Annotated in this window: 22 protein-coding genes, 1 tRNA gene and 1 pseudogene; 10 read left to right on the forward strand and 14 right to left on the reverse strand. The window is 44.9% G+C overall.

All coding sequences use genetic code 11. The features are described from left to right. The first annotated feature begins 58 nt into the window (after positions 1-58). Together ACN0VA_RS17240 and ACN0VA_RS17245 are read left to right on the forward strand one after the other, a co-directional pair. Positions 59-135, forward strand: a tRNA-Met gene (locus tag ACN0VA_RS17240). Between the two features lie 134 nt (positions 136-269). Continuing rightward, positions 270-1,454, forward strand: coding sequence for a tyrosine-type recombinase/integrase (locus tag ACN0VA_RS17245; protein WP_417822367.1), 1,185 nt, complete (start codon positions 270-272; stop codon positions 1,452-1,454). Positions 1,455-1,565: 111 nt separating this feature from the next. Here the strand turns inward: ACN0VA_RS17245 and ACN0VA_RS17250 are convergent, their stop codons facing one another. From ACN0VA_RS17250 to ACN0VA_RS17265, 4 genes and pseudogenes are all read right to left on the reverse strand, one after another. Then, complete coding sequence (locus ACN0VA_RS17250) at positions 1,566-2,024, reverse strand: hypothetical protein (protein ID WP_417822368.1); 459 nt, start codon at positions 2,022-2,024, stop codon at positions 1,566-1,568. After that, complete coding sequence (locus ACN0VA_RS17255) at positions 2,021-2,968, reverse strand: ParA family protein (protein ID WP_417822369.1); 948 nt, start codon at positions 2,966-2,968, stop codon at positions 2,021-2,023. The genes ACN0VA_RS17250 and ACN0VA_RS17255 overlap by 4 nt, the downstream gene beginning before the upstream one ends. A 92-nt stretch (positions 2,969-3,060) precedes the next feature. After that, entirely contained in the window at positions 3,061-3,696 is a 636-nt protein-coding gene (locus ACN0VA_RS17260; protein ID WP_417822387.1) for a tyrosine-type recombinase/integrase, read from the reverse strand. Positions 3,697-3,741: 45 nt separating this feature from the next. After that, positions 3,742-3,843 (reverse strand): annotated as a pseudogene (locus ACN0VA_RS17265) (hypothetical protein); the annotation flags it as partial. Between ACN0VA_RS17265 and ACN0VA_RS17270 the strand changes: the two are divergent. Further along, positions 3,796-3,948: a hypothetical protein gene (locus ACN0VA_RS17270; protein WP_417822388.1), complete on the forward strand. Its 153-nt coding sequence runs from the start codon at positions 3,796-3,798 to the stop codon at positions 3,946-3,948. The pseudogene ACN0VA_RS17265 and the gene ACN0VA_RS17270 sit on opposite strands and share 48 nt — an antisense overlap. Positions 3,949-4,249: 301 nt before the next feature. Here ACN0VA_RS17270 and ACN0VA_RS17275 read toward each other — a convergent pair whose 3' ends face one another. The 3 genes from ACN0VA_RS17275 to ACN0VA_RS17285 are packed head-to-tail and all read right to left on the reverse strand — an operon-like array spanning position 4,250 to position 5,797. Further along, positions 4,250-5,134, reverse strand: coding sequence for a tyrosine-type recombinase/integrase (locus ACN0VA_RS17275; RefSeq protein WP_417822370.1), 885 nt, complete (start codon positions 5,132-5,134; stop codon positions 4,250-4,252). Beyond that, positions 5,134-5,460, reverse strand: coding sequence for a DUF3768 domain-containing protein (locus tag ACN0VA_RS17280; RefSeq protein ID WP_417822371.1), 327 nt, complete (start codon positions 5,458-5,460; stop codon positions 5,134-5,136). Before ACN0VA_RS17280 ends, ACN0VA_RS17275 begins: the two co-directional genes overlap by 1 nt. 37 nt (positions 5,461-5,497) lie before the next feature. After that, positions 5,498-5,797 carry a hypothetical protein gene (locus ACN0VA_RS17285; protein ID WP_417822372.1) on the reverse strand — a complete coding sequence of 100 codons (300 nt, stop codon included), beginning with the start codon at positions 5,795-5,797 and terminating at the stop codon, positions 5,498-5,500. Between the two features lie 107 nt (positions 5,798-5,904). On the opposite strand from ACN0VA_RS17285, the gene ACN0VA_RS17290 reads away from it, so the two are divergent. Further along, positions 5,905-6,621, forward strand: a complete 717-nt coding sequence (locus ACN0VA_RS17290; RefSeq protein ID WP_417822373.1) for a response regulator transcription factor — start codon at positions 5,905-5,907, stop codon at positions 6,619-6,621. Here the strand turns inward: ACN0VA_RS17290 and ACN0VA_RS17295 are convergent. Beyond that, positions 6,618-6,983: a hypothetical protein gene (locus ACN0VA_RS17295; RefSeq protein WP_417822374.1), complete on the reverse strand. Its 366-nt coding sequence runs from the start codon at positions 6,981-6,983 to the stop codon at positions 6,618-6,620. The two genes, ACN0VA_RS17290 and ACN0VA_RS17295, sit on opposite strands and share 4 nt — an antisense overlap. Positions 6,984-7,333: 350 nt before the next feature. On the opposite strand from ACN0VA_RS17295, the gene ACN0VA_RS17300 reads away from it, so the two are divergent. Further along, positions 7,334-8,626, forward strand: a complete 1,293-nt coding sequence (locus ACN0VA_RS17300; RefSeq protein ID WP_417822375.1) for a hypothetical protein — start codon at positions 7,334-7,336, stop codon at positions 8,624-8,626. A 2-nt stretch (positions 8,627-8,628) separates the two neighbouring features. Here the strand turns inward: ACN0VA_RS17300 and ACN0VA_RS17305 are convergent, their stop codons facing one another. Then, positions 8,629-9,528 carry a hypothetical protein gene (locus ACN0VA_RS17305; RefSeq protein ID WP_417822376.1) on the reverse strand — a complete coding sequence of 300 codons (900 nt, stop codon included), beginning with the start codon at positions 9,526-9,528 and terminating at the stop codon, positions 8,629-8,631. Positions 9,529-9,760: 232 nt separating this feature from the next. Here ACN0VA_RS17305 and ACN0VA_RS17310 point away from each other — a divergent pair, with 232 nt between their 5' ends. After that, complete coding sequence (locus tag ACN0VA_RS17310; RefSeq protein WP_417822377.1) at positions 9,761-9,952, forward strand: hypothetical protein; 192 nt, start codon at positions 9,761-9,763, stop codon at positions 9,950-9,952. Here ACN0VA_RS17310 and ACN0VA_RS17315 read toward each other — a convergent pair. Then, positions 9,935-10,849, reverse strand: a complete 915-nt coding sequence (locus tag ACN0VA_RS17315) for a replication-relaxation family protein (protein ID WP_417822378.1) — start codon at positions 10,847-10,849, stop codon at positions 9,935-9,937. The two genes, ACN0VA_RS17310 and ACN0VA_RS17315, sit on opposite strands and share 18 nt — an antisense overlap. Next, entirely contained in the window at positions 10,824-12,272 is a 1,449-nt protein-coding gene (locus ACN0VA_RS17320) for a helicase HerA domain-containing protein (RefSeq protein WP_417822379.1), read from the reverse strand. The genes ACN0VA_RS17315 and ACN0VA_RS17320 overlap by 26 nt, the downstream gene beginning before the upstream one ends. A 336-nt stretch (positions 12,273-12,608) precedes the next feature. On the opposite strand from ACN0VA_RS17320, the gene ACN0VA_RS17325 reads away from it, so the two are divergent. The 4 genes from ACN0VA_RS17325 to ACN0VA_RS17340 are packed head-to-tail and all read left to right on the forward strand — an operon-like array spanning position 12,609 to position 17,600. Beyond that, entirely contained in the window at positions 12,609-13,325 is a 717-nt protein-coding gene (locus tag ACN0VA_RS17325) for a DnaJ domain-containing protein (protein ID WP_417822380.1), read from the forward strand. 11 nt (positions 13,326-13,336) lie between these two features. Next, complete coding sequence (locus tag ACN0VA_RS17330) at positions 13,337-14,257, forward strand: hypothetical protein (protein WP_417822381.1); 921 nt, start codon at positions 13,337-13,339, stop codon at positions 14,255-14,257. Further along, positions 14,254-16,701: a helicase HerA domain-containing protein gene (locus ACN0VA_RS17335; protein WP_417822382.1), complete on the forward strand. Its 2,448-nt coding sequence runs from the start codon at positions 14,254-14,256 to the stop codon at positions 16,699-16,701. Before ACN0VA_RS17330 ends, ACN0VA_RS17335 begins: the two co-directional genes overlap by 4 nt. Then, positions 16,698-17,600 carry a replication-relaxation family protein gene (locus ACN0VA_RS17340; protein ID WP_417822383.1) on the forward strand — a complete coding sequence of 301 codons (903 nt, stop codon included), beginning with the start codon at positions 16,698-16,700 and terminating at the stop codon, positions 17,598-17,600. Before ACN0VA_RS17335 ends, ACN0VA_RS17340 begins: the two co-directional genes overlap by 4 nt. Before the next feature lie 67 nt (positions 17,601-17,667). On the opposite strand, the gene ACN0VA_RS17345 is transcribed toward ACN0VA_RS17340, so the two are convergent. Genes ACN0VA_RS17345 through ACN0VA_RS17355 form a run of 3 tightly spaced genes read right to left on the reverse strand, consistent with a single transcriptional unit; the run spans position 17,668 to position 19,869 of the window. Continuing rightward, on the reverse strand, positions 17,668-18,966 hold the full coding sequence (locus tag ACN0VA_RS17345; RefSeq protein ID WP_417822384.1) for a DUF4135 domain-containing protein: 1,299 nt from the start codon (positions 18,964-18,966) through the stop codon (positions 17,668-17,670). 1 nt (position 18,967) lies between these two features. Further along, positions 18,968-19,411: a GNAT family N-acetyltransferase gene (locus ACN0VA_RS17350; RefSeq protein ID WP_417822385.1), complete on the reverse strand. Its 444-nt coding sequence runs from the start codon at positions 19,409-19,411 to the stop codon at positions 18,968-18,970. 56 nt (positions 19,412-19,467) lie between these two features. Beyond that, complete coding sequence (locus ACN0VA_RS17355) at positions 19,468-19,869, reverse strand: hypothetical protein (protein ID WP_417822386.1); 402 nt, start codon at positions 19,867-19,869, stop codon at positions 19,468-19,470. Positions 19,870-20,801: the final 932 nt, after the last annotated feature.

A 20,801-nucleotide genomic window follows, 5' to 3' on the forward strand; every position in this document is an offset into this window, starting at 1 on the left:
CACAATCGTTACCCAAAGCCGCCTCGCAAAAGGCGGCTTTGTCGTTACAAAATACCAACGCGGGGTGGAGCAGCCCGGTAGCTCGTCAGGCTCATAACCTGAAGGTCGTCAGTTCAAATCTGGCCCCCGCAACCACTAGAAGCCAATTAAGTCTCTGACTTAGTTGGCTTTTTTGCGTTCTGGGTCACCCAGTTTGACACGCTGAATCTCCCCTGTTACCATTACACATTCCTTACACATTTTACTGCTCCACTTGTGAAAGGCTTGTTATGACGGAAAAACACACCATTATGGGCGATAAAGTCCATGTATATCGCCGTGAGAATTCCAGATACTGGCAATGCTCAACTTTTATGGCTGGGAAAAACCATCGCACCAGTACCAAAGAAGAAAGCCTGTCTTGTGCCAAAGACTTTGCCGAGGATTGGTTCTTTAATCTCAGAGACAAAGACCGCCAAGGTCTGATCAAAAACGAAAAAACATTCAAGCAGGTCGCGGACCGTTTTGAACATGAATATGAGACCTCAACCCAAGGACAACGCAGCCCGAAATGGGTTGAAGGTCACAAAGCGCGGCTGAGGTTGCACCTCATTCCTTTTTTTGGAGACAAAGGCTTATCTGAGATCACGGCTGGCTTGGTGCAGGATTATCGTATGCATAGAACCGAGACAGCGAAAAAGCCTCCGGCAAGAAGTACGCTACATGATGAAATCGTAACCTTGCGCCAAGTGCTGAAAGTTGCCATCCGTTATAACTGGCTCGAACACCTGCCTGATATGTCTCAGCCCTATGGGGCGCAGGGCAAAGTGGTCCACCGTCCGTGGTTCAGTGGCAAGCAATATGAAAAGCTTTACAAAGCAACCAGACAGAATGCGAATGTGACGGGTGGCAGACATAAGAAGAGCGCGCAGGATTTACACGACATGGTTCTGTTTGCCGCGAACACTGGCTTACGCCCTGATGAACTGTTCAATATCGAACACAGAGACATTGAGATCGTGGAAGATCTCGACACTGACGAGACAATCCTTGTGATCGAAGTACGTGGCAAGCGGGGCGTAGGTTACTGTAAGTCTACTAAAAACGCTGTACGCCCCTATGAACGGGTCTGCCAACGGTCTGACTTTGAAGAAAATGACAAGGTCTTCCCCCACAATCACCTCAAGATGTTCAATCGCATCTTGGATGACCAAAACCTCAAGCTGGATCGTGACGGACAGAAGAGAACTTTATATAGCCTAAGACACACCTACATCTGCCTCCGCCTCATGGAAGGCGCAGATATCTACCAAATCGCCAAGAACTGCCGCACATCGGTCGAGATGATCGAAAAACACTACGCCGCCCACATTAAAAACACGCTCGATGCCAGCGCAATTAATGTGCGCAAGGTCAAGAAAAAGCCGAAGGGTCTTTCAGGCAAGAAAGACGCCACGGCTGAATATCTAAGATGACCCTCTTTAGAGCAAGCTGAGGGTCAAAGAATACTGAGTAAATGCCCCGCGCATTTACAAGATAAGGTATGGTTTAAGCAATTTGCAAAAATGATCACGCATCATTTGAAGCTAGGTTTTAGATTTCTTAGCTACACTTGAAATTGTATTATGTGCTTTTTCATTTTGAATGAGAGTGTTAATTTTTTCTTTTAATTTTGGAATGTTTGAGTAGCTACTAAGAGAACCTTTTGGTACATCAAACCTTTTAATCGCGATCATTTCTAAATATTTTCGCTGTATTTTGTCATTTTGCAGAATTATTTCAATATCTGCGAGTGGCATAATGGCGATATCTTTATCAAAAGGTAGTCCCTCAAACTTTGAACTCATGTCAACTGTTTGCGGAGGTTGTTCTACCGAGTTTGAAAATATTGTATTAAATGGCGTTTTTTCAATGAATTCTATTAGTTGTAGATACGTGTCTAAGATTTCTTTGTCAGCATTACAGGTGGACAAAGTTTTTAATTGATCCTTCATGACACGAATTGTTTTTTTAAGAGTTTGCTCTCTTCTTTTTAAAGACTTCATATGGCATCAACTCTTGTTTTGAGTTCCGAACAAATATCAGACATCATTCCGATAACTGTGTTATTAGCATTTTGCCCTGTGTAATTCCAGACAGGCCAACCTGCGTTTACGGCTTCTGGTACACCAATGTAATTAATTCCTTCTGTTTTCAGCACAGCATTCCGCCACTGACGACGTAATGCCCCAAGTTGTTCCGTATGAATATTCGTGAATCCAGATGCAGCGCGTCCAGCGGTTTTTACAAGGGTTGGAGCAATAGCTGCCATTCCGGTTCTCTCAACATAATTGCTTGGGCATTGTTCATAGGGGATACGAGCTGTATCTCTTAAGAAAATTAATTTATTGTCAATTTTTCTTTCAACAAGACCTTGAAAGTGCGTTACTCCCCTACTTGAAAGTTCATCAGGTATAACTGGGACGATATAGGAATTGCTGCATGAAAGAGCATTCTGACTAACAATTTTTGTCGCAGGAGGGCAGTCAAAAATCACATAATCATAATGTTTATTAGCCTCTATGTGATCTAACCAACTCGCCAATAAAGTACGCTTTTTCCAATCAGAAAGAATTACATTTCCATAATTGGTTGACGCTAAGTCAATTTCTGTTTCGTCTAATTCAAATTGCGCAGAAACAAAATCCAAGTTTGGATAAAGATTAAATCGTTGATCTCTTCTATAGAATGGGTTTTGGATAATGATTTCTGAGCCAGGAGTTGGAATGTCGGGATTGCAAAAAGCTTCGAACACACGATTGATAGTGTAACCACTATTAACATGTTGCTCCCAAATGTATTGTCTTAATACAACTAGTGAAAGACTTGATTGATGGTCTATATCAATTAATAAAACTTTATGGTTTTGTGCCAAATAACATGCAAAATGAAGAGAAAGGGTTGTTTTTCCAACGCCACCTTTAAAATTAATAATAGAAACTTTCTTCACGAGTTTTTCGCCTTTCATAAAGGTTGTGACCGATAAGTAAAACTATATCTTTTTACGGTTAAAAGTATATATAAAGTTTCTTAAGGTTGCTTTTAATGTAGCGGATGCTTCGCAATTTCCCCTCTTAAATGCTCGACCGTCGCCTTCAGATAAATCGAAGTTGTCGCAATGTCACTATGCCCCATCATTTTCTGAATGCTGAACAGGCCGCAGCCGCTTTGCAGCATAAGCGTTGCAAATGTATGACGTAGAACGTGGGCTGTAAAACTCACTTTGCTTAAAGTTCTCAGCTTTTCGATTAGCCGTTTAATCACATTGTCACCCATCTTGTCTTTGTCTTGGACTGAGGTGAAGAAATAGGGAGAATTCGGGTTCAGTTTTCGCCGTTCTGTCAGGTAGGTTTTTAATATCCGTATTGCCTGTGGGGCAAGCGGAATCAAGCGGTCTTTCTCCCCCTTTCCTCGACTGACAAATAGAGTTTGTGCTTCCAAGTCGATATGCGTGAGTTCGAGGTTATAGAGTTCGTTAAGGCGCACTCCTGTATAAAGAAAGCAGCCGATAATGGCGGTGGCTCTGGCGCGTTGAAAGCGGGTTGGATATTCCGCATTTTTAGCGTAAGTCAGCAGAAGTTGGGCTTCTTCCTGTGAAAGAGCTTTGGGAATACGTTGTGGCAATTTAGGCCGAGGAATGGACTTGGCGTGATTTTTAGAAATGAGTTCTTCAGCCACACACCAATCCAAAAAGGAACTGATTGCCTGTAGATGATTTCGAATGGTCTTTGCCGACCAGCCTCTTTCAGATTGCCCCTGTAAAAGCCAGTGTTCCAAATGGCGTTTACTGATTTGATTGGGATGATCAAGCGGATGGAACTGCATAAAGATATTGAAACAACTTGCCAGCCATTGAATGCCTCTTGGTGTTCGCCCCTTGAAGGTTTTGGAATACTGGCAAAATTGCCGATGGAGTTTGCGGATTTCTGACATAAACAAAAATTAGGAGGTAAATCCTGAGATTATCTCCTAATTCGAGTGCCTATCGGGCAATGCCCGATGGTCGGTTGTGCTATATGCGAATAGCCGTTTTTGGCTTTCTACTGCTTTTTGGTTGCGGAGGGTGGAATTGAACCACCGACCTACGGGTATGAGCCATAACACCGTTTTTTAAATCCTTGTTTTTGGCTTAATTAAGCGGCAAATCGCACGTTTTCGAATTTTTAGGAGATAAATCTCAGCGCCCATAGGGCGCCTGAATTTTATCGAACCCTCCTCCCAAAAAGCAAGGTCAAATGAGCTGGGCATTTTTCATGGTCTGCTGCATTTTTTGTGTGGAGATGGAAAGATAACGCTGTGTCGTCTTGATGCTTTCGTGTCCCATCTCTTCCTTGATGCAAAACAGATTGATCTCGGCTTCCAAACAAAGCTTGGCGTAGGTATGGCGTAGCATGTGCGGGGTGAAGTAAATGCCAGACGCAATCTGAATCTTGCGAACAATGTCCTGAACGTTCTTCACCGTGAGCGCCTTATCCGATTTGACACTGGCAAAGAAGGGCAAGCGCCGGGGCTTACCGCCTCTATGTTGGGCATATTCCTTCAGGCGCAGGATCAATTGCTGGGGCATATGCACCACGCGATCCTTATTGCCTTTACCTTGCAGAACGGTGATCTCGCCTGTGTGCAGGTTTACGTCCTCAAGGCGCAGGTTGAGAACTTCCTGAAGGCGCAATCCTGCCAAGATCATGATGGAAAGCAGAGCAACATTACGGGGGCGCTCAAGGGCGTAGCGCCAGTTCAGCCATTCAGTCGCATGAAGGATTGTTTTGACCTCTTCCCGGTTGATGGCTCGGGGAACGGGCTTGGGTAGTTTAGGCTTGGCAACCTGCACAATCGGATTGCTTGGCAGGTAGCCTTTTTTAACCGCCCAATCGAAATAGAATTTGAAATTCTGCCAGTGGTTTCGATAAGTCTTGGGCGACCAAGCCCGCTCCCCCATTTGTCGGGTGAGATAGTCTTCAAGAAGACTGGCGGTGCAGTCGCGCACATCTTCAACCTTGTTGGCGGTCATGAACATCATGAGCGTTGCAATGACCGCCTTATAAGTTTTGATTTTGTTTCCTCTGGCAATTAAGAAGTGGGATTTGAAGCCGCCGAAGGTGTCGCTGATCTTCATTAATATTCTGAAGCTAACAGTACTGTCATCACCCGTTCTGTGATCGTGGGATCAGCCGGGTCTTCGGAGGCGTATTGCAGGGATTTGTCATAATAATCCATCTTGAAATTAATGCGTTCCCCATCAACCGTGAGGGCGGCGAAGTCGTGTTCGCCGTATGGGTCGTTATCCTTGGTGAAGTTGGAAAATTCCCGAATGGCTTTGAAGATGTTTGTTCGGGTTTCCGTTGAGAGAGATTGAATGCCTTGGGTGATCATCACCCGACCGCCGATGCCTTCTTTACGAAGCAAATCATTAAGCTGTGCGATTTTGTTTGGAGTTTCCATAATTGTGAAAGTTAAGGGATGGAAAAATGATGCGTGATTACTGAAAGTTCACATCACGCAGGAGCTTATCGACGAAGAGCTTGTAATATCGTTTTCGTGATGCCTTTTTGTGTTTGATTTTGATGTAGCCACGTTTCTGTAAGCCTGCAATGGCGAGGTCTTGCAGATCAAGTTCAAGCGGGGCGTGGTGAAAGCGTTCTGCGAGGCTGAGATAGAAAGACCCGTCGGTGTGAAGCTTCTGCGCCTTGGCGGCTTCTGCATATTTATGGACGAGGTAGCCGAACATCACGGATTCATCCAGTGTGATCGGTTGGCGATGAAAGGAAAGTTTGGGCATGGCAAGTGCGTTAATGAATATTTGCCCTGAGTGTATGGGCAGGACGGTTGGAATTTGGTGGTAAAAGTCACTGGATTTAATCAGGACTTAATGGGGTTGGCATAAGGTTGGAAATATCCCCTAATTTTGTCCCCATGAATATCTTGATTGTTGAAGATCGACCTTCGGTCGCCCACGCCATCGCTCAATGTTTTGATAGCGTTGATCCTGTCAAAGGTGTGCAAATCGCCCATAACTTTGAGGCGGCAGCACTGAAAATGAACAAGACGCATTTTGACGTGTTCTTGCTCGATATAAATCTGGACGGCTCACGTAACGGGCTGGAACTATGCAAACATATTCGCCAGACCAACATCGAAAGCTATATTGTGGTGATCAGCGGCTTTATCCAAGATGAAATTCTGAATCAGCTTTATGCAGCCGGCGCAAACGACTTCATCCGCAAACCGTTTGTGCGCAAAGAAATCCGTCTCAAGGTCGTTCATTGGTGGAATTTCATCAAGGCAGGACGGACAAAGAAGCCCTGCCTTGAATATCACGATATGAGCTATGACCTTGAACGAAGCGTGTTCAAGATCGACGGCAAAACCATCCCCCTCACCAAGGCGTTAAGGCGGTTGCTCATTCTCTTTCTGCAAAGCCCCGAAACCATCATTCCCTATAGCCGCATCCAGCGAGAAATTTGGGGCGATCATGATACATGCCTGAAAAATCGGGATTTCAAAGGACGTATCTTTGAACTCAGAAAACGCCTTCCTGCCTCACATAAGGATTGGATCAAAAGCGAGGCTGGCGAGGGCTACGTGTTAAGCAGAGCGGATTAAAAATCCAGCTCTGCTTCATTGGCGATTTGATATGCTGTGTGCTCAAAAGCAAACCAAGCAAAAAAGTTTTTTAGGTCGTATTGAACCTCAATGGCACAGCCAGTTTCTTCTTCGAAAGACTGACGTAATTCTTCGATCTCATAATAGTATTGATCGTAGAAGGCATGAGTGTCTGAATAGTAAACCAACTCAGATACACAGCCAGAAATACAACCATAGTTGAGAATATCGGACAGGTAGGTTTCAGGTTCGTCGTGATCCATGATGATTTGCGCGATATGAGCTTTCATCGAATGAGGATAGTTCTGAATAATGTCATCAAGAACAGTGATAAGCCGGGATTGTTCTATTGCAGTTGTCATAATGAAAACGGATTAAGGAATAAGAACACCGCCCCAAAGCCCTCAGATAGAACGAAAAAGGCAAGAAGGAACTCGCAGAGGCAAATTCTTGTCCTTTTGAGTGCTGAGGGCAGGTTCGGCGTTGTTTGCTTCCGTAAGTTCGTTTATTTGGCAAATTCAGAAACAGCATGGCGAAACGAATGTTCTTGTTATGTTCTTGACTGGGCCGTCCCTATATGCCATATAGAACGAAGTCAACAGGAGAAGTGCGACCGAACGGTCTCTTCTCCTTTTTTCTTTTGAGCAAGCCGCTTCCGATTACTCGGAGGCGGCTTTTTTCGTTTTACCTCTATGAAATAAGGAGATTGAACATGGGAAGGTTTGATCAATGGAAAAACTTCTTCTCGGTTGGAAATACGATCAGCCAATCATCCAACACACAGCCCGATGATGTTTTGAAAACCAAATCAGCGTTGGCGCAAACAGGTGATTATAAAGTTCCTGATTTTGGCATTACCGATATTCCCGATATGGGGATGATTGATGGTTTGAAGAAGTTTCAGCAAAAGAACGGTCTGAAAGTCGATGGTGTTATGAAGCCGGGTGGACCCACTGAAGCCAAGATTGGTGAAACAATGGCAAATCAGGGCGTCTCCAACACTGACTTATTGGAGGCTGCGAAAACCAAACCGAAAGTGCCTAAAATTGACCCGTTGACAGGCTTGCCGGAAGTTAAAATGCCAAAGCTGAAGAAGCCAACCGCAAACATGTGGGAACAGGTAGCACAGCAGCAAAAGCCGAAAGCAAACCCTTGGTTCCAATCATCAAAGATTAAACCTGTGGAGGATGAATTTCATTCTGCCAACACCCGAACAATGGATGGTTTGTTGCAGTATTCCAAGAACGGTTCATTACCCGCCCTGTACGCTGACAGCCTAAAAAATGGCGATGAGAAAGCAGTTCATGAATATGCCAATTTCATGCAGCAGCTCAGTGATCGAAAGGGTGATCGCGTAGATGAATTTCATCAGGAAGTCATCTCTCGTTTACCTGAAAATGTGAAACAGGTTTTTGCACAGTTGGAGATGGACGTGGGCGGAAATGAAGCGCAGGTGGGAACGAATTCTGAGCCACAATTCTCTGAGCGGATCAAAGCACACTCAGCAGAAAATGTTCAACGGGGCAAAAATGCTGACGAACAATCTGAAAAAGGTCAAGGTGATCAAGTCGAAGAAAAAAAGAAAGGACCACTAGATGGGGAAGTAACACCTTGTTCGAAAAATGCTTCTATGATGGAAGCAGCTCGAAGTGGTCGAGATGGTGCCGAGCGCCAAATACGTCTGATCAAGACGGATCGCAAACGTGATGAAAAAGCTTTAGGAAGGGCTGAAGGTGATTTTCATCTGGCTGTTGCAGAACTCGGAGTGTCTCTAGCCACAGACGTTTTAACAGGTGCTTGGAAAACGATCCTGAAAGCTTTGGTGTCGGCAGGCGCAAACACTCTTGGTATCAATAAAGTGAAGCAAGCTTACACTAAATATGGAGAAATCCGATATAGATTGAAAAACTACGACAGCAACTTGGCCCCTCATGAGCGTGATTTTGAGAAGTATAAAAAGCGTCTAGCAGACTTGTATCAAGAGAGAAAAAAGCTTGGATGCTAGGTTTAAAAAGGCAGGGATGGAGTTTCTTTTGAAGCTTCATCCTCCATTGCAGAAATATCGCTTTTGCTCATGGATTGACTCAACCGAGCCAAATGCATGTCAACATCCAAGCCATTCTGTTTTGCTTTCAAATTCCAATAATAGGCAAACATTTTGGAGGCTCGGGTATTCTCTGTCTCATACATTTTAGCTAAAGATGCTTGTGCTTCGGGATGTTTGCCTTTTGCCGCGAAGATTAAAAACCGTTTCCGCTTGTCTAAATCGCCTTCGAATAATATTGCAGATAAAAAATAAGCCTGAATATTGCCTTCGTTTCTCAATCGAATGAGCCAAAACTCTGACAAAGTGTGTAGTCTGTCATCGGCTATAAATTTTTGAATTTCGTTTAGTTTTAGTTCAACATTTTCTTCCAGTGATTTTATAAATGCAAACTCACCTTCAAGAGCGCTTAGAAAATCGGGAGAATTTGGATACAAAACTTTTAAGTATTCTTTTAGCTCGGCACTTGTTTCTACGGTGGGGATTTCTTTGAGAAGGATGCCACGAATACCAGACAATGCCTGTTGTTTTTGCTGACTTGATTGAGCTTTCAGAAACAGCAAGTGAGACAAATTGAGAGCAAACATGCCATCAAGTTTTTCCTGTGACACCATCTGATAGTGTTGGATTGCCTTATCAATGTCTCGGGGGAGGCAGCGTCCCTTTTCATATAGGGATGCTTTCTGTGGGTAGGCTAAATTAGGGTCAATTTTGAGGAGATGTTCGAGTTTGACAAGTGCCAATTTACAATCATCGTTCATGATTGTTTTATTGAAGCTACTCCATAGCTTATCCGTCTCTTTATCTGCAAGTGCAGTTGTGGATAGTCCAACAACAAGAATTGCAATAATCACTCTATACATAATCTAAACCCAATAAGAAAATCCATTCTATACTGGCATATGAACAGATCAGAGGGAATATTCGATTTGCAATTTTTGGTGATTGCCTTGCTTGATGAATTAGGCGTTTGCTAAAATTGTTGATGCTACATTCAATATCAATTTTCAAACGGTATCCTAAGGGATACTTCGTCCATTTTTGGAAATTGATGAATGTAGCGTTCTCAATGAAGTATCCCTTAATTTGTCGTGCATGAAACAGCCGGAAAATTTATTGGAAGAAATTAATGCATCTCTCAGCATCATTCGTTTTCTTGCCGGGACAGTTGAAAACAGTTTTGAACCTGACGAGGTTTGTCTTTTTAAAAGTCAGGTCAATAAAACAGAAAAGAATGCAAAACAGCTTTGTCAGTTGGCACAAGAAAAATTAGGAAGCCGCAATTAGCTTCTGTGTTTGATATGCGCCTGTGCAATGAGGCACGGCATATCGGCACGTCAAAGCTCTTTGGTTTGCTTCCTCAATGTGGCTGAACAGAAAAACGCCCTGTGATTTGTAACATGCCCGGATGCTGAGTTTCTGAAGCATGTTAAGTGTGCGTTTTGCTGTATCGGTGATCACCACGACTTTAGCCCCTTTGAAGTGGTGAAATCTTGATCCAAGGCTTTGGATCGCCAGTTGCCAATGATCGAAGATATTTTGAATCTTCTCGATCTTGGTTGTTAGGTTGCTACGGATTTTCAGGTTCTGGGAATTGGCAACCTTGATCTTTGATCCCGTAACAATCGGCATAGTGCCTCGGTCAATTTCCAACAGGAAGAGATGTTCCAACCCTGTGTGGCGATTGCGCAGGATGAACAGGGCATCGTTTCTGACTTGTAGAATTTCCCCACTCGGCAAATCGGCTTTCAGGGTAATACCTTTACCGTTAGGTAGCTTTTTGAACTCAGGAAAAAAGCCAGCCAATTCAAAGTCTGGATTGCGAGATGCATCTTGTTCGAGGGCAATCCAATAATCAATGATAGCAATCCTATGGGCGTAATCAACGATCAAGCCGGGTGGGGCTTTGTATCTATATTCGCCTTCTATCAATCCTGTACTTTCGATGCGACTGAAGCCGGATTTGGTCAGGAAGATCATATCTCCCAGTTTGCCGAACCTGCCAAAATCGTAAGCGTAACTTTTGACAAAGCCTCTGTGTTTGAGTTTGGCAATGCCCTTATAGGCGCTATCTCGCCCCAAGCCCTGAAAACAGAGTTTATGAATTTGTGATACGGTCAGACTGACTTTTTCCTGAAGCTGAAACAGGATCGCCAAATCACGATGAGAAAGGCATGTTGCCATGAGGGTTGAAGTTAGAAGGTTTTGGCTTGGTGGGTAACGGAAGGTTTACTGCCTTCTCATACATGGGTGGTGGCGGTTTTTTGGTAATGCGTTTCAGCATGGCTTTGGTTTGATGGGGCTTGGCATAAGCATTGATAAACCAGCCACACCCGAAACCAGCCTTTTTGATAGAAAATCGTATTGGGAAATGTTTGTAAAAGGCTTCTTTATGCCCTGCCTTGATGTAAAAATGACCGGGCTTTAGTTTTGATAGTCGGGTGCGATTCTGAAGCCCTAAAATATCCGCCCCCTCCTTCATATCTTTCCATTTGAGCGAACCGTAAATCTTCACATTCGTATTGTTGATAATGGTTCGTTGAGCCGCAGGTGACATCCCCGTTTGTCCCAATTCATGGTGTGCCAGTGTGTAGCTCACGCCTGTCTTTCGCGCTCCTGTCAGGCATCGTTCTACGGTTTCATTCATGTAATATTGAGCTTCATCAAAATAGACGAAGAAGGGCTTGGGTTGTTCAGGCTGGTTCAATCGCTCGAAGGCATATTTTGCAAAGATGCTGTGAATGAGATTGCCGATGGTGACGGCTTCAAACGTTCCTAGTGTGGTCGTTGTCGCTTTGACGACCACATATTTCCCCTTAGCCAAGATTGATCGAAAATCAATGTCACAGGTCTTGGCGCACAGGCTTTCATACATTTTCTTGGGGATGACAAAGCTGTTCAAACGTCCTCGTAAAGTTTGCCGGGTTCGCTTCGCATCCCCAGCTAAAAAATCTTGCTGGAAATAATTCTGTAAGGGTGGTGTTGGCAGGTTCGGCAACAGGGCTTTGATTTGCGGCGTAGGAGTGTCTGATAGCAAATCTAGAATATCCAGAAAGCTTGCCTTTTCCATATAGAACCCGGCAATAAAGAGATTGCGCAGCATAATAAATTGAGCTTCCGTCATGGTGGGCTGCATATTGGTCGCGAAGGCGTTGGTGATGTCGCTGGCAAGCCCATTTATGAAGTGCTGCGGGTTGCTATCAGGCAAGGGCAGGGCAAAGAGGTTGAATGCTGGTGGATGGTGGTCAAAATCCAGTAACAGCAGTTTTGGATAAGCTTTGATAAACCGCTTGTTCGCTATCACTCGATCTGCCAATTCCCCATGAGGTTCAATCAGCAGGAAGCCCTGTTGTTTGCGGATGTTCTCATCGATGAAATATTCAATGGCACAGGACTTCCCCGATCCGGTCGCCCCCAGCATGTGCATGTGCTTTTTGCGTTTCTCATCCAGATCAAATTTTGAAAAGCTGAGGAAGTCAGTGATGATATTGCGAATAATTGTCGCCAAATAACTTCTTCCTAGACCTACAATATAAAGTGCAACCAATCCCAGCAGCGAGAAGGCCAGCACTGCCAAGCGCAATGGGAGAAGGATAAGTGATCTCATGCTGTTTCATTAAGTTGAGATCAACATAGCAGGTTTGAGAGGTCGAAAAATCTTTCCAATGGATTTTCCAACGCTGTTCCAATGCAGGGCGGATGCGTTGGAATAGCTTAGCGCTTGGTAAAGGGAATATTCCGTAATTTGAAACGCCGACTATTCAGGTTATTTTATTCTCGCTTAGGTGTCATTTATCTGATTATACTATTCATAAAGAATATTCATCTTTGCATGTGAGAACAAATGGAAGCAATTTTTACGATACTGTTTTTACTGCTCTGCCTTTTCATTTCTTGGAAGATATTGAAGAGGCTGTATCGCCTTGTTTCCGCAGGGTCGCGTATGGCCTATGATCACCGTGAGGATATTGCCTCAGGTGTGAGCGCGACGGGACGAACGGCGGGCAAAGTCGCTATGTTTCTTGGCAAAGTGGCGGCAAATGGAGCGCGCGCCACAGCAAAAATGACCGAAGAAGCCTTGCGGGAGCGCCGTCGTCAGGAAATCGTGAACCTGAATAACCTCGTTCAGCAATTGATTTACACCATGAGCCAAGTTGTTGAACCTTCTTTGCAAAACAGCAAACAGGCGTTGATGGCTGAAATCGTTGTTTTGGAAAGAGGCTTGGCGACGCAAAACCAGAATACGAACAGCGAACACTTTATCGTCAATCATATCTCTACGGGCAAGGAAATGGAGCGTTTGCATAAATCGGCAACGCACATTCAAAGCGAACTCAACCGTCTTTTGGGTCAGCAGGAGCAAATGCGCAGCGGTTCATCCCAAAGTGGGCAGCGTCACTATCATGAGCGCGAAGAAACAAGAGATGACAGCGCTTCCATGAATGGGGCAGAGCGCGAACTTTATGAAGCCTATAAAACCTTGGAAATTGACCCCGAAGCATCTGACGATGAGATCAAAAAGCAATATCGCCGTCTGCTCAAAATCTGGCACAGCGATAAGGCGGGCAACGATGCCGATTTGCTTGATTTAATGACCAAGAAGACACAGGAAATCAACAACGCTTACGACATTGTCAAAAAAGCGCGTGGGTTTAAATAGGAGGGCTGGATATGGCAGGTGGTTCGGTTCTAGGCGCAGCGGGAAAAGCATTTTTTCAAAAACTAGGTAGTAACAGCCATTTGCGTAAACTTGCCAAGATCACCGACCTTGATCCGATGAACCCGCAAGATCGCGACGAGATCGAATTGCTCTATCGCTATTTTGAAACAAACAGCCGATATATTGAGCGCGGGCATGAATGGGCTGTCTTGTTGCAGCACAAGTATGACAAGATCAAACGGGTCAAATCTGAAACTGCCTTGCGCCATCTTGAGCAAGAATTGCTGGAGGCCAATGCCCAGATTGAAACTTTGCAGGAAGAAAATGTACATCTGTGCAAAGATGCCCAAGACGTTGCGGCACTACGCACAAAGGTAAACGGGAATGAGCGTGATCTCAGTGATCTTCGCGCCCAGCTTGTGGCAAAAACGGCGGAAGTTACCGCATTGGAAAAACAGGTCGGTGAAGCCAAAGTGATGGAAGATCAGCTTGCTCAAGTGCGGACTGAATTGGAAGCTCAGACTTTTAAGGTCGATGCTTTGGAAAAGCAGATTGAGGAAAATGCCAAACAGGCACAAACGGGTGTCGCCGCCCTTTCCTTGGATGCCTACATCAAAGCATTTAAAACCCGCCTTGATGGCTTGACGGAGCAGGAATTTCAGAAGGCGCATTATCAGGAACTGCTTGAACTGTCTGTTGCATTGAACCGCGCCTTCATTGACAACGGCTTGCAACCGCCTTCGGAATTTATGGAAGTGCCGGAACATCTGCGCCATATCAATGCGACCGAAGCCATCCTTGATTATATGTCGCAAATCATTCAGCGCATCAAAAAGGATACCACGCTGGATGAGGAAGAAAAGGAAACCAAGCTTGCCCATTGGCGCGACATTTTTGAAAGGCAGGTTGCTGAACTCTTGGGGGATCAATGAAAAAGAAACCACCAAGTCTTTTTCAACGCGCAACCCCCAAACGCCCTGCACCTGTGCGCCTGTTTTCAGAGGAGGCCAGCAAGACGGCTGTCGGCACGGTAGCGGAGAATGAGCAGCGCCTTGTCTTGACGATGAAAGACCGCCAAGTTCATTCCCATATCGTGGGATCGACAGGTAGCGGTAAATCCAAGTTGATTGAGTACCTCATTCGCCAAGATATGAAAAACCCCAAATGTGGGTTGTGTTTGATCGATCCGCACGGGCAGCTTTATGACGATCTGGTTCATTATGTTTCTCACCGTCACCCGCGCTTGGCAAAACGGATTGTGCTGTTTAACCCGGCAGCCGATCTTGAACAGGTCTTGGGCTTCAATCCCATTCCGACCGATACGGATGATCTTGAGCCGACAGCCAATCAGTTGACCTCTTCCGTCCTCAAGGCGCTTGGGCAGGATAGCTCCATTGGGACACCGCGCATTTCACGCTGGTTGAAAAATATCTTCTACCCGCTGGTTGCCAATAAACTGACCTTGCTCGAAGCCTTTCCGTTTTTCAGCATTTACGATTCAAGCCGCCGCCAGGACATTTTGAAAACCATCTATAAGGAAACGGTTCTGGATGATTGGGTGAGCTTTGACAAGATGTCCCCACAGAAGCGCATAGAAACCATTGAAGGGGCGGCAAACCGTCTGGTGCATTTTCTGGAAAATAGGCGCATCCGCCATATGATCGGGCAAAGCGCTCATACTCTTGATCTGGGCGAGATCATGCGCGAGGGTAAAATCCTGTTGGTCAACCTGAATGGCGGCTTAAAAATCTCGCACGAAAGCACCCACCTGCTGGGCATCTTTTTGGTCAATGAACTGTTCCGATATGCCAAGCTGCGTAATCCCGATGATAAAACGCTCAAGCCGTTCCACGTCTATATTGATGAGTTTGGGCAGTATGTGACGCGCGATATTGCCCGTACCTTGGAAGAATGCCGCAAAAACAAGGTATTTATGACCTTGGCGCACCAGCATTTGTCGCAGTTAAAAACTGACGATGAACAGTTGTTCAACTCGGTACTCACCAACTGCAAGAACAAGTATGTTTTCGGCGGCTTGTCCAAGAAGGATGCGGAAATTATGGCGGATGCCATTGCGGCGGAATATCTTGATCCAACCGAGATCAAAGACGAGATTATTTCCACCAAAGTCCATCATGAGGAAGAGACCCGCACGGTTCTATCCCGTTCCCAATCGAGCGCCCAAAGTAACGCTGAAGGTGGTAATGAAAGTATTGGGGTAACGGATGGCACAAATCTGGGGCTGAATAAGGCGGAAAGCTTTGGGGTGGGGCAAAGTGATAGTGTGATGAACGCGACATCGCACATGGACGGGCGCAGCACAACGGATTCAACCAATAAAGGCGAAACAAATACCGATACGGTTGGGGACACACAAGGGACGGGGCAATCATCTGCGGACACGGTCGCACAAGGGCATAACCGAAATCACAGCGATACCGTCAGCGAAAGCGATAGTGAAAATTGGTCGAACACCGATACAACCACATACAACAACACATTTGCCCGGGCTAAAGGCGCATCCAGAGGCCATGGTGAAAGTAGACCTGAACGCGGTGAAGGTGGATCAAATAGTAAATCAAAGTCTCGCTTCGAAAACCAGTCAGAGAGCGTTTCAAGCGGGGGCAGCCATGCTGAAATGCGTGGTGGGTCACATAGCGATGGACGTTCCAGTACCGATAACTATGGGGAAAGTTATAATGAATCCCACATGGAAAGTACCAGCACTCATGCCAGCCAGCATTCATCAAAGGCGCATTCGGTGCAGGAAAGTTCCGGTCATGCCGAAACAACCAGTGAAGCCGACACGATAACCCGTAGTGAAGGGCATGGCGATAGTTCAAGCTACACAGTCCAAAACGCCCAAAATATCGGTGTTTCCCATAATGAAAGCCTTATGCAGGGAAGCTCTTGGAACAAGGCGGAGACTGTCACCGAAAGTTCAGGACAAAGCACCGTCCCCTTCTTGCGCCCGGTCGAATATCGGGAAGTGACTTCACGCACCTTTTGGTCATTGCAGGAACAGCACCACAAATGGCTGGCAGCAATCAAAAAACAAGATATGGGGCAGGCGTTTATCAAGATCGGTTCACAGATGCCGGTGCAGGTGGAAATTGATTATGTCTCCACTCCGTTTAAAAGTCCGCGCACTTCACCGGGCAAGGTAGATCGCTTTGTTCAGGACGTGTTTGCCAACCATGCCCATTACTACACGCCCTTGGCGGCAGTGCATGAAGAATATGAAAACCGACAACGTGCGCTCTTTTCCGATGGGGAAGCGATTATGTTTGATGAGATGCCGCGTTTGATTGAGCATGAAGAAGTAATTGAAGAACCTGAAACCGAGCCTGAAATCGAGAACCCGTTTAACGAATGAGCAACCCGTATTTACCCCTTGATGAGCGTCGCCAAGTCTCGTTCAAACTGACCGAACGGGATGTTGAGATATTAAAGGCCGTGAACCGTTATCGCTATATGCGCACGTCTCAGGTCTGGCATTTGATCTTCCCTGAAAACACAACCAATCAAGCCGCAGCACGTCGGTTGAAATATCTTTATCACAACGGCTTTCTTGGGCGCGTTCAACCTTTGATCCAACCCGGTCATGGCAGTGGCGAGATGGCTTATTATCTCGATAAAGCCGGACAGGATTTATTGCGTGATCATGACGAAGACGTTTTTCAATACGGCAAATCGGGGCAAGTCAAACGGGCGTTTTTGCAACATGCGCTGGATTTGTCTGAATTTCGCCTCTGCCTTGAAACCGCCCTACAGGGGCATGAGATTGTGGAACTGCATCGTTTCACCTGTGATTTTGAGGTCAAAGGCCACACGGATCGCGCCGTGGGCAATCGGCGGTATAAACTATACCATGAGGTCATTCATCCTCTGACTCGTGAGCGTTTTGTTGTTTACCCAGACGGTTTGATTATCCTGAAAGGCAAGGGCAAGTACGAACAGTTCCAGAAACTCTATTTTCTGGAAATAGATCGCGGCACCGAAGGTCTATCGCGTATCCGTGACAAGGTAATCGGTTATAACCTTTATCTTCGCGAAGTGGTCTATAAGAAATTTGGGGAGTTTGACGATTTTAAGGTGTTGCTGCAAACCAGTTCCTCAAAACGTGCCCAAAATATCCGCCGTTGTTTGACGGATCAGGAAGGAACGGACTTTGTCTGGATTACGTCTGTAGAGCAGGTCAATCGGGACAGCATTCTGACTTCCCCTATCTGGCAAAATCACCGACAGGAAGCAAAGGCATTGCTGAAAGGGTAGCAGCGTTGCCAAGACAGTCTTAGTCTGTGCTTAACTTGACAGGTACGGCTATGAGAGTTGTAACGGCTTAATCGGTGAGGAATTTGTCCAATGTTTTAATTTGTTCGTCAATATTATGTTCCCTTAATTTTGAGAAGTCTTCTGCGATTAGTTGGATGGGAGTTTTGTTTTTGGGGAGTGTTTGCATTACTCCCATTGAGTGAAAAACAAAATGCTGTCCTGCATTTGCCCAAAAATATGGAATATCACGTTTTTTGATGTCGTATATTTCGGTTGATAGAAGCGTTGGAGATATGTGATCAAGAAGTGATCCCGATTCCATAAAACGCGAGAGAATGTTCGTTTCCCAAGCCGTATAACCTTGCTCAATAGGCATATTTAACATATGGATTACTGAGGAGTAATGGCGCGTTTTCCTTGCTAGAACCCGAATTCTAAAATCATCAGCAACGTATGTATTTACAATGTGTTGTATCAAGCTAAGATTATTACAGAACCAGTTGAAGGCTGCTTTATAGCCCTTTATAACTTCATTTTTGAATAATTTGGGGTCTACTTTTTTTCCATTTATATCTGTAAACCGATTTGAGAAATCATAAATCGGCTTGCGATAATTGAGTTGGCCTTCTTGGTCAATAAATGGGGCAAATTCAAATATCGGTACATTTTCAGTATCTCCACCTCGCATAGCAGAGAGATGTTGGTTATGCCCTACCAAACCAGTGTTCAAAAGCCTTTCTGATGTATTGTAATTGCCGAAATGATAAAAAATACACTCTGGATCAATAATAATCGGTTTGTTACCGTCCATCACCAAATTTTCAACGTGAATATCGACCATACCGATGCAGAAGGCGACCGCTGTTAAAACTCCTAATGCAAACATTCCTTTTTTTAGAACTGATTTTTTTAGCGGAGAGTTATTGTCGATAAATGGAATAATGTACCATTCGTTGTTTTTATCGCTGTGAATGTTTGGAGGCGTAAGATCAATGTCGAGGTCACTGGAAAGTAGTAGCAAAATCTCACGTAACAGCAGATATGGTCGAGGATCAGCAAACTTGATTACTTTTTTCTCTTTTGCTGTTTCAATCAGAAAAGGTCTTTTACCCCCATTGTGAGAATCACCTGCCAGAAAACTAATTTTTTCTGGCAGGATGTCATTTAGCATCAGGATTTTATGAACGCGATTAACAACGTCATAAAGTTGTGGTAATCTGTGTTTATGAATGCTTTCAAAGTAGAAATCTGAATTCAGATGGCATAAATGATGTGCATTTCCTTCTGCGAAATTCTTTGAGAATTGCGTTGGGAAATAAAGGTTATCCAGTTCCTTTTGAAATACAGAGGCGCTGATGGAAAACATTTCATGCCTGTGTTTCATTTTTTGTGAAAGCTCTACTGCACGAGACGAGCTTATTTTTTGGGCGAATGCCGAATTTCTCGAGCACCCTTTCTTTGCCCTTGAAGGCCTCTGCATAAATCGAAGTGTGACTAAATCGTTCAACAATGCTTTGCACAAGCAAACTTCCAATCCCTTTGTTTTGCCAGTCGGGCATAACACATAATTCGGGTATCCAAGTGCAAATAGAATCATCACTTAAGGCTCTTGCTGCACCAATTAATTCTCCCCCTTTGAAAATGAAGAAGCCGAATGCGCCGGGAGCAAACATGCGATCTTTAAAATCTGGCTGGGAGTAAAAAGTTTCAGGTATTGTAAACCCCACGGAGTTATAGACCTTGGCAATCTCACTTGGAGAAATATCCTTTGGGGTTGTAACGACTGTGAATTGATCTTTTTGATCGGACATTGATTGCTCCATTATCCCCTGAATCAGGAAGATTTAACTAAGTGTAGAAAGAAAGGTCAGGCGATGTTATCGCAAGTTCCCGTTGCGCAGCATGTGTAACTTTCGGCAAATCGGTTGCCTGCGTTGTAAAAAGAACCGCTATTGTATTTGTCAAATTGATTGAACAAGCTATTTGAGTTCATGCGTGATTGATTCGTAAATTTTTCTTGTAGAGCTCTGTTCATTGCCTGTTCAGTCGGGCCGTTGGGTTTTATGATTGCGTCAACAATAAGGTTACGGTCTTTCTGGAATTTTTGAATTCCATTGAACATTGGGGTGTCCGGCCACTCTGTAAAACCATGCGCTGGAACTTCGTAATATCCTAACTGACTAAGTGTGCCTTTGGCTCCAAGCACATCGCGACCATTTACATTGTAGCTGGGCCCAAGTGTAGAACTGAAGTTAGACATTTTTGCCATTTTCATTTTCTCCTTAAAGGAAAGTTTACAACATTTGCAATGCCTTTACGAGCATATGCGATAATTAAATATTCACTAAACGTTCTCTTGTCAAGGCAATGAGGAAAAAAAACCTAAATTATGTATGGATCAAAAGTTTGATGCGCAATTGGATTTTTAGAAGCGAAGTCAGAAAAGGGAAAAGCCAGAGATCGAAAGATCGTCTGGCTTTTGGTTGAGGTTTAGTGACTCTCAAAAAGTCAAAGAAGGAGGAGCCGAAATAAGAAACCACTGAAGGCGACACCCTGAACAAAAAAGCCCAGAAGTCGCTTACCGATTTCCCGTTTCGTTGGCGTCCATCCGGGTGTCGATCTGCGTGTCGGCGTGAAGCTTGATCGCTTTTTCGGCACTTTTCGAAATTTCTTACGAAACTTCGACTTTTGCGGTTTCCAGCCTTTGGTAAGTCGGGGAGCTTTCATTTTCTAAGAAAGTTAAAGAAATAGAATAGCATCCATAACGTCCGACCTTGCCTTCATTCAACAAGACCGTAATCTCGTCATGAACTCGGCAAATCGCAAAGCTTCCCTTTTCATATCAAAACGTGAAACGAAAAAGGCGGCCTTGGTAACCTTACCCAAAAATATAGAACCATCGGGGCTGAGCTTCAAGGGTGGACAACGTCGTTCTGCCGGAAGGGAACCTTCCGGCATCATCATTTCCCAAACCTGTGGGCGTGGCTACGCTCCTCAGGTTTGTCCAATTTCGTGGCGGCGGGAGTGTCGGGGGCGCAGCGCCCTGACTTTCTTTCGTTGATGCTTGGCTGTCTCCCGTCATCCTCAGTGGGACAAATTAAGAGAGTTGCATAACAGAGGGTTTTGAGTTCATCGTAGAGACCGAAAGGGAACGAAGATGAAGTCAAAACCAAAGACCTCAAAAATCGAAGCGGACAAGAC

This window comes from Terasakiella sp. (assembly GCF_048267425.1).
Lineage (GTDB): Bacteria > Pseudomonadota > Alphaproteobacteria > Rhodospirillales > Terasakiellaceae > Terasakiella.

Excerpts from the sequence above, each read along its gene's own strand:
- ACN0VA_RS17245 (WP_417822367.1), top strand. The coding sequence starts at position 270 with ATGACGGAAAAACACACCATTATGGGCGATAAAGTCCATGTATATCGC.
- ACN0VA_RS17250 (WP_417822368.1), bottom strand. The coding sequence starts at position 2,024 with ATGAAGTCTTTAAAAAGAAGAGAGCAAACTCTTAAAAAAACAATTCGT.
- ACN0VA_RS17270 (WP_417822388.1), top strand. The coding sequence starts at position 3,796 with ATGGCGTTTACTGATTTGATTGGGATGATCAAGCGGATGGAACTGCAT.
- ACN0VA_RS17275 (WP_417822370.1), bottom strand. The coding sequence starts at position 5,134 with ATGAAGATCAGCGACACCTTCGGCGGCTTCAAATCCCACTTCTTAATT.
- ACN0VA_RS17280 (WP_417822371.1), bottom strand. The coding sequence starts at position 5,460 with ATGGAAACTCCAAACAAAATCGCACAGCTTAATGATTTGCTTCGTAAA.
- ACN0VA_RS17285 (WP_417822372.1), bottom strand. The coding sequence starts at position 5,797 with ATGCCCAAACTTTCCTTTCATCGCCAACCGATCACACTGGATGAATCC.
- ACN0VA_RS17295 (WP_417822374.1), bottom strand. The coding sequence starts at position 6,983 with ATGACAACTGCAATAGAACAATCCCGGCTTATCACTGTTCTTGATGAC.
- ACN0VA_RS17300 (WP_417822375.1), top strand. The coding sequence starts at position 7,334 with ATGGGAAGGTTTGATCAATGGAAAAACTTCTTCTCGGTTGGAAATACG.
- ACN0VA_RS17305 (WP_417822376.1), bottom strand. The coding sequence starts at position 9,528 with ATGTATAGAGTGATTATTGCAATTCTTGTTGTTGGACTATCCACAACT.
- ACN0VA_RS17310 (WP_417822377.1), top strand. The coding sequence starts at position 9,761 with ATGAAACAGCCGGAAAATTTATTGGAAGAAATTAATGCATCTCTCAGC.
- ACN0VA_RS17315 (WP_417822378.1), bottom strand. The coding sequence starts at position 10,849 with ATGGCAACATGCCTTTCTCATCGTGATTTGGCGATCCTGTTTCAGCTT.
- ACN0VA_RS17320 (WP_417822379.1), bottom strand. The coding sequence starts at position 12,272 with ATGAGATCACTTATCCTTCTCCCATTGCGCTTGGCAGTGCTGGCCTTC.
- ACN0VA_RS17325 (WP_417822380.1), top strand. The coding sequence starts at position 12,609 with ATGGCCTATGATCACCGTGAGGATATTGCCTCAGGTGTGAGCGCGACG.
- ACN0VA_RS17330 (WP_417822381.1), top strand. The coding sequence starts at position 13,337 with ATGGCAGGTGGTTCGGTTCTAGGCGCAGCGGGAAAAGCATTTTTTCAA.
- ACN0VA_RS17335 (WP_417822382.1), top strand. The coding sequence starts at position 14,254 with ATGAAAAAGAAACCACCAAGTCTTTTTCAACGCGCAACCCCCAAACGC.
- ACN0VA_RS17340 (WP_417822383.1), top strand. The coding sequence starts at position 16,698 with ATGAGCAACCCGTATTTACCCCTTGATGAGCGTCGCCAAGTCTCGTTC.
- ACN0VA_RS17345 (WP_417822384.1), bottom strand. The coding sequence starts at position 18,966 with ATGTTTTCCATCAGCGCCTCTGTATTTCAAAAGGAACTGGATAACCTT.
- ACN0VA_RS17350 (WP_417822385.1), bottom strand. The coding sequence starts at position 19,411 with ATGTCCGATCAAAAAGATCAATTCACAGTCGTTACAACCCCAAAGGAT.
- ACN0VA_RS17355 (WP_417822386.1), bottom strand. The coding sequence starts at position 19,869 with ATGGCAAAAATGTCTAACTTCAGTTCTACACTTGGGCCCAGCTACAAT.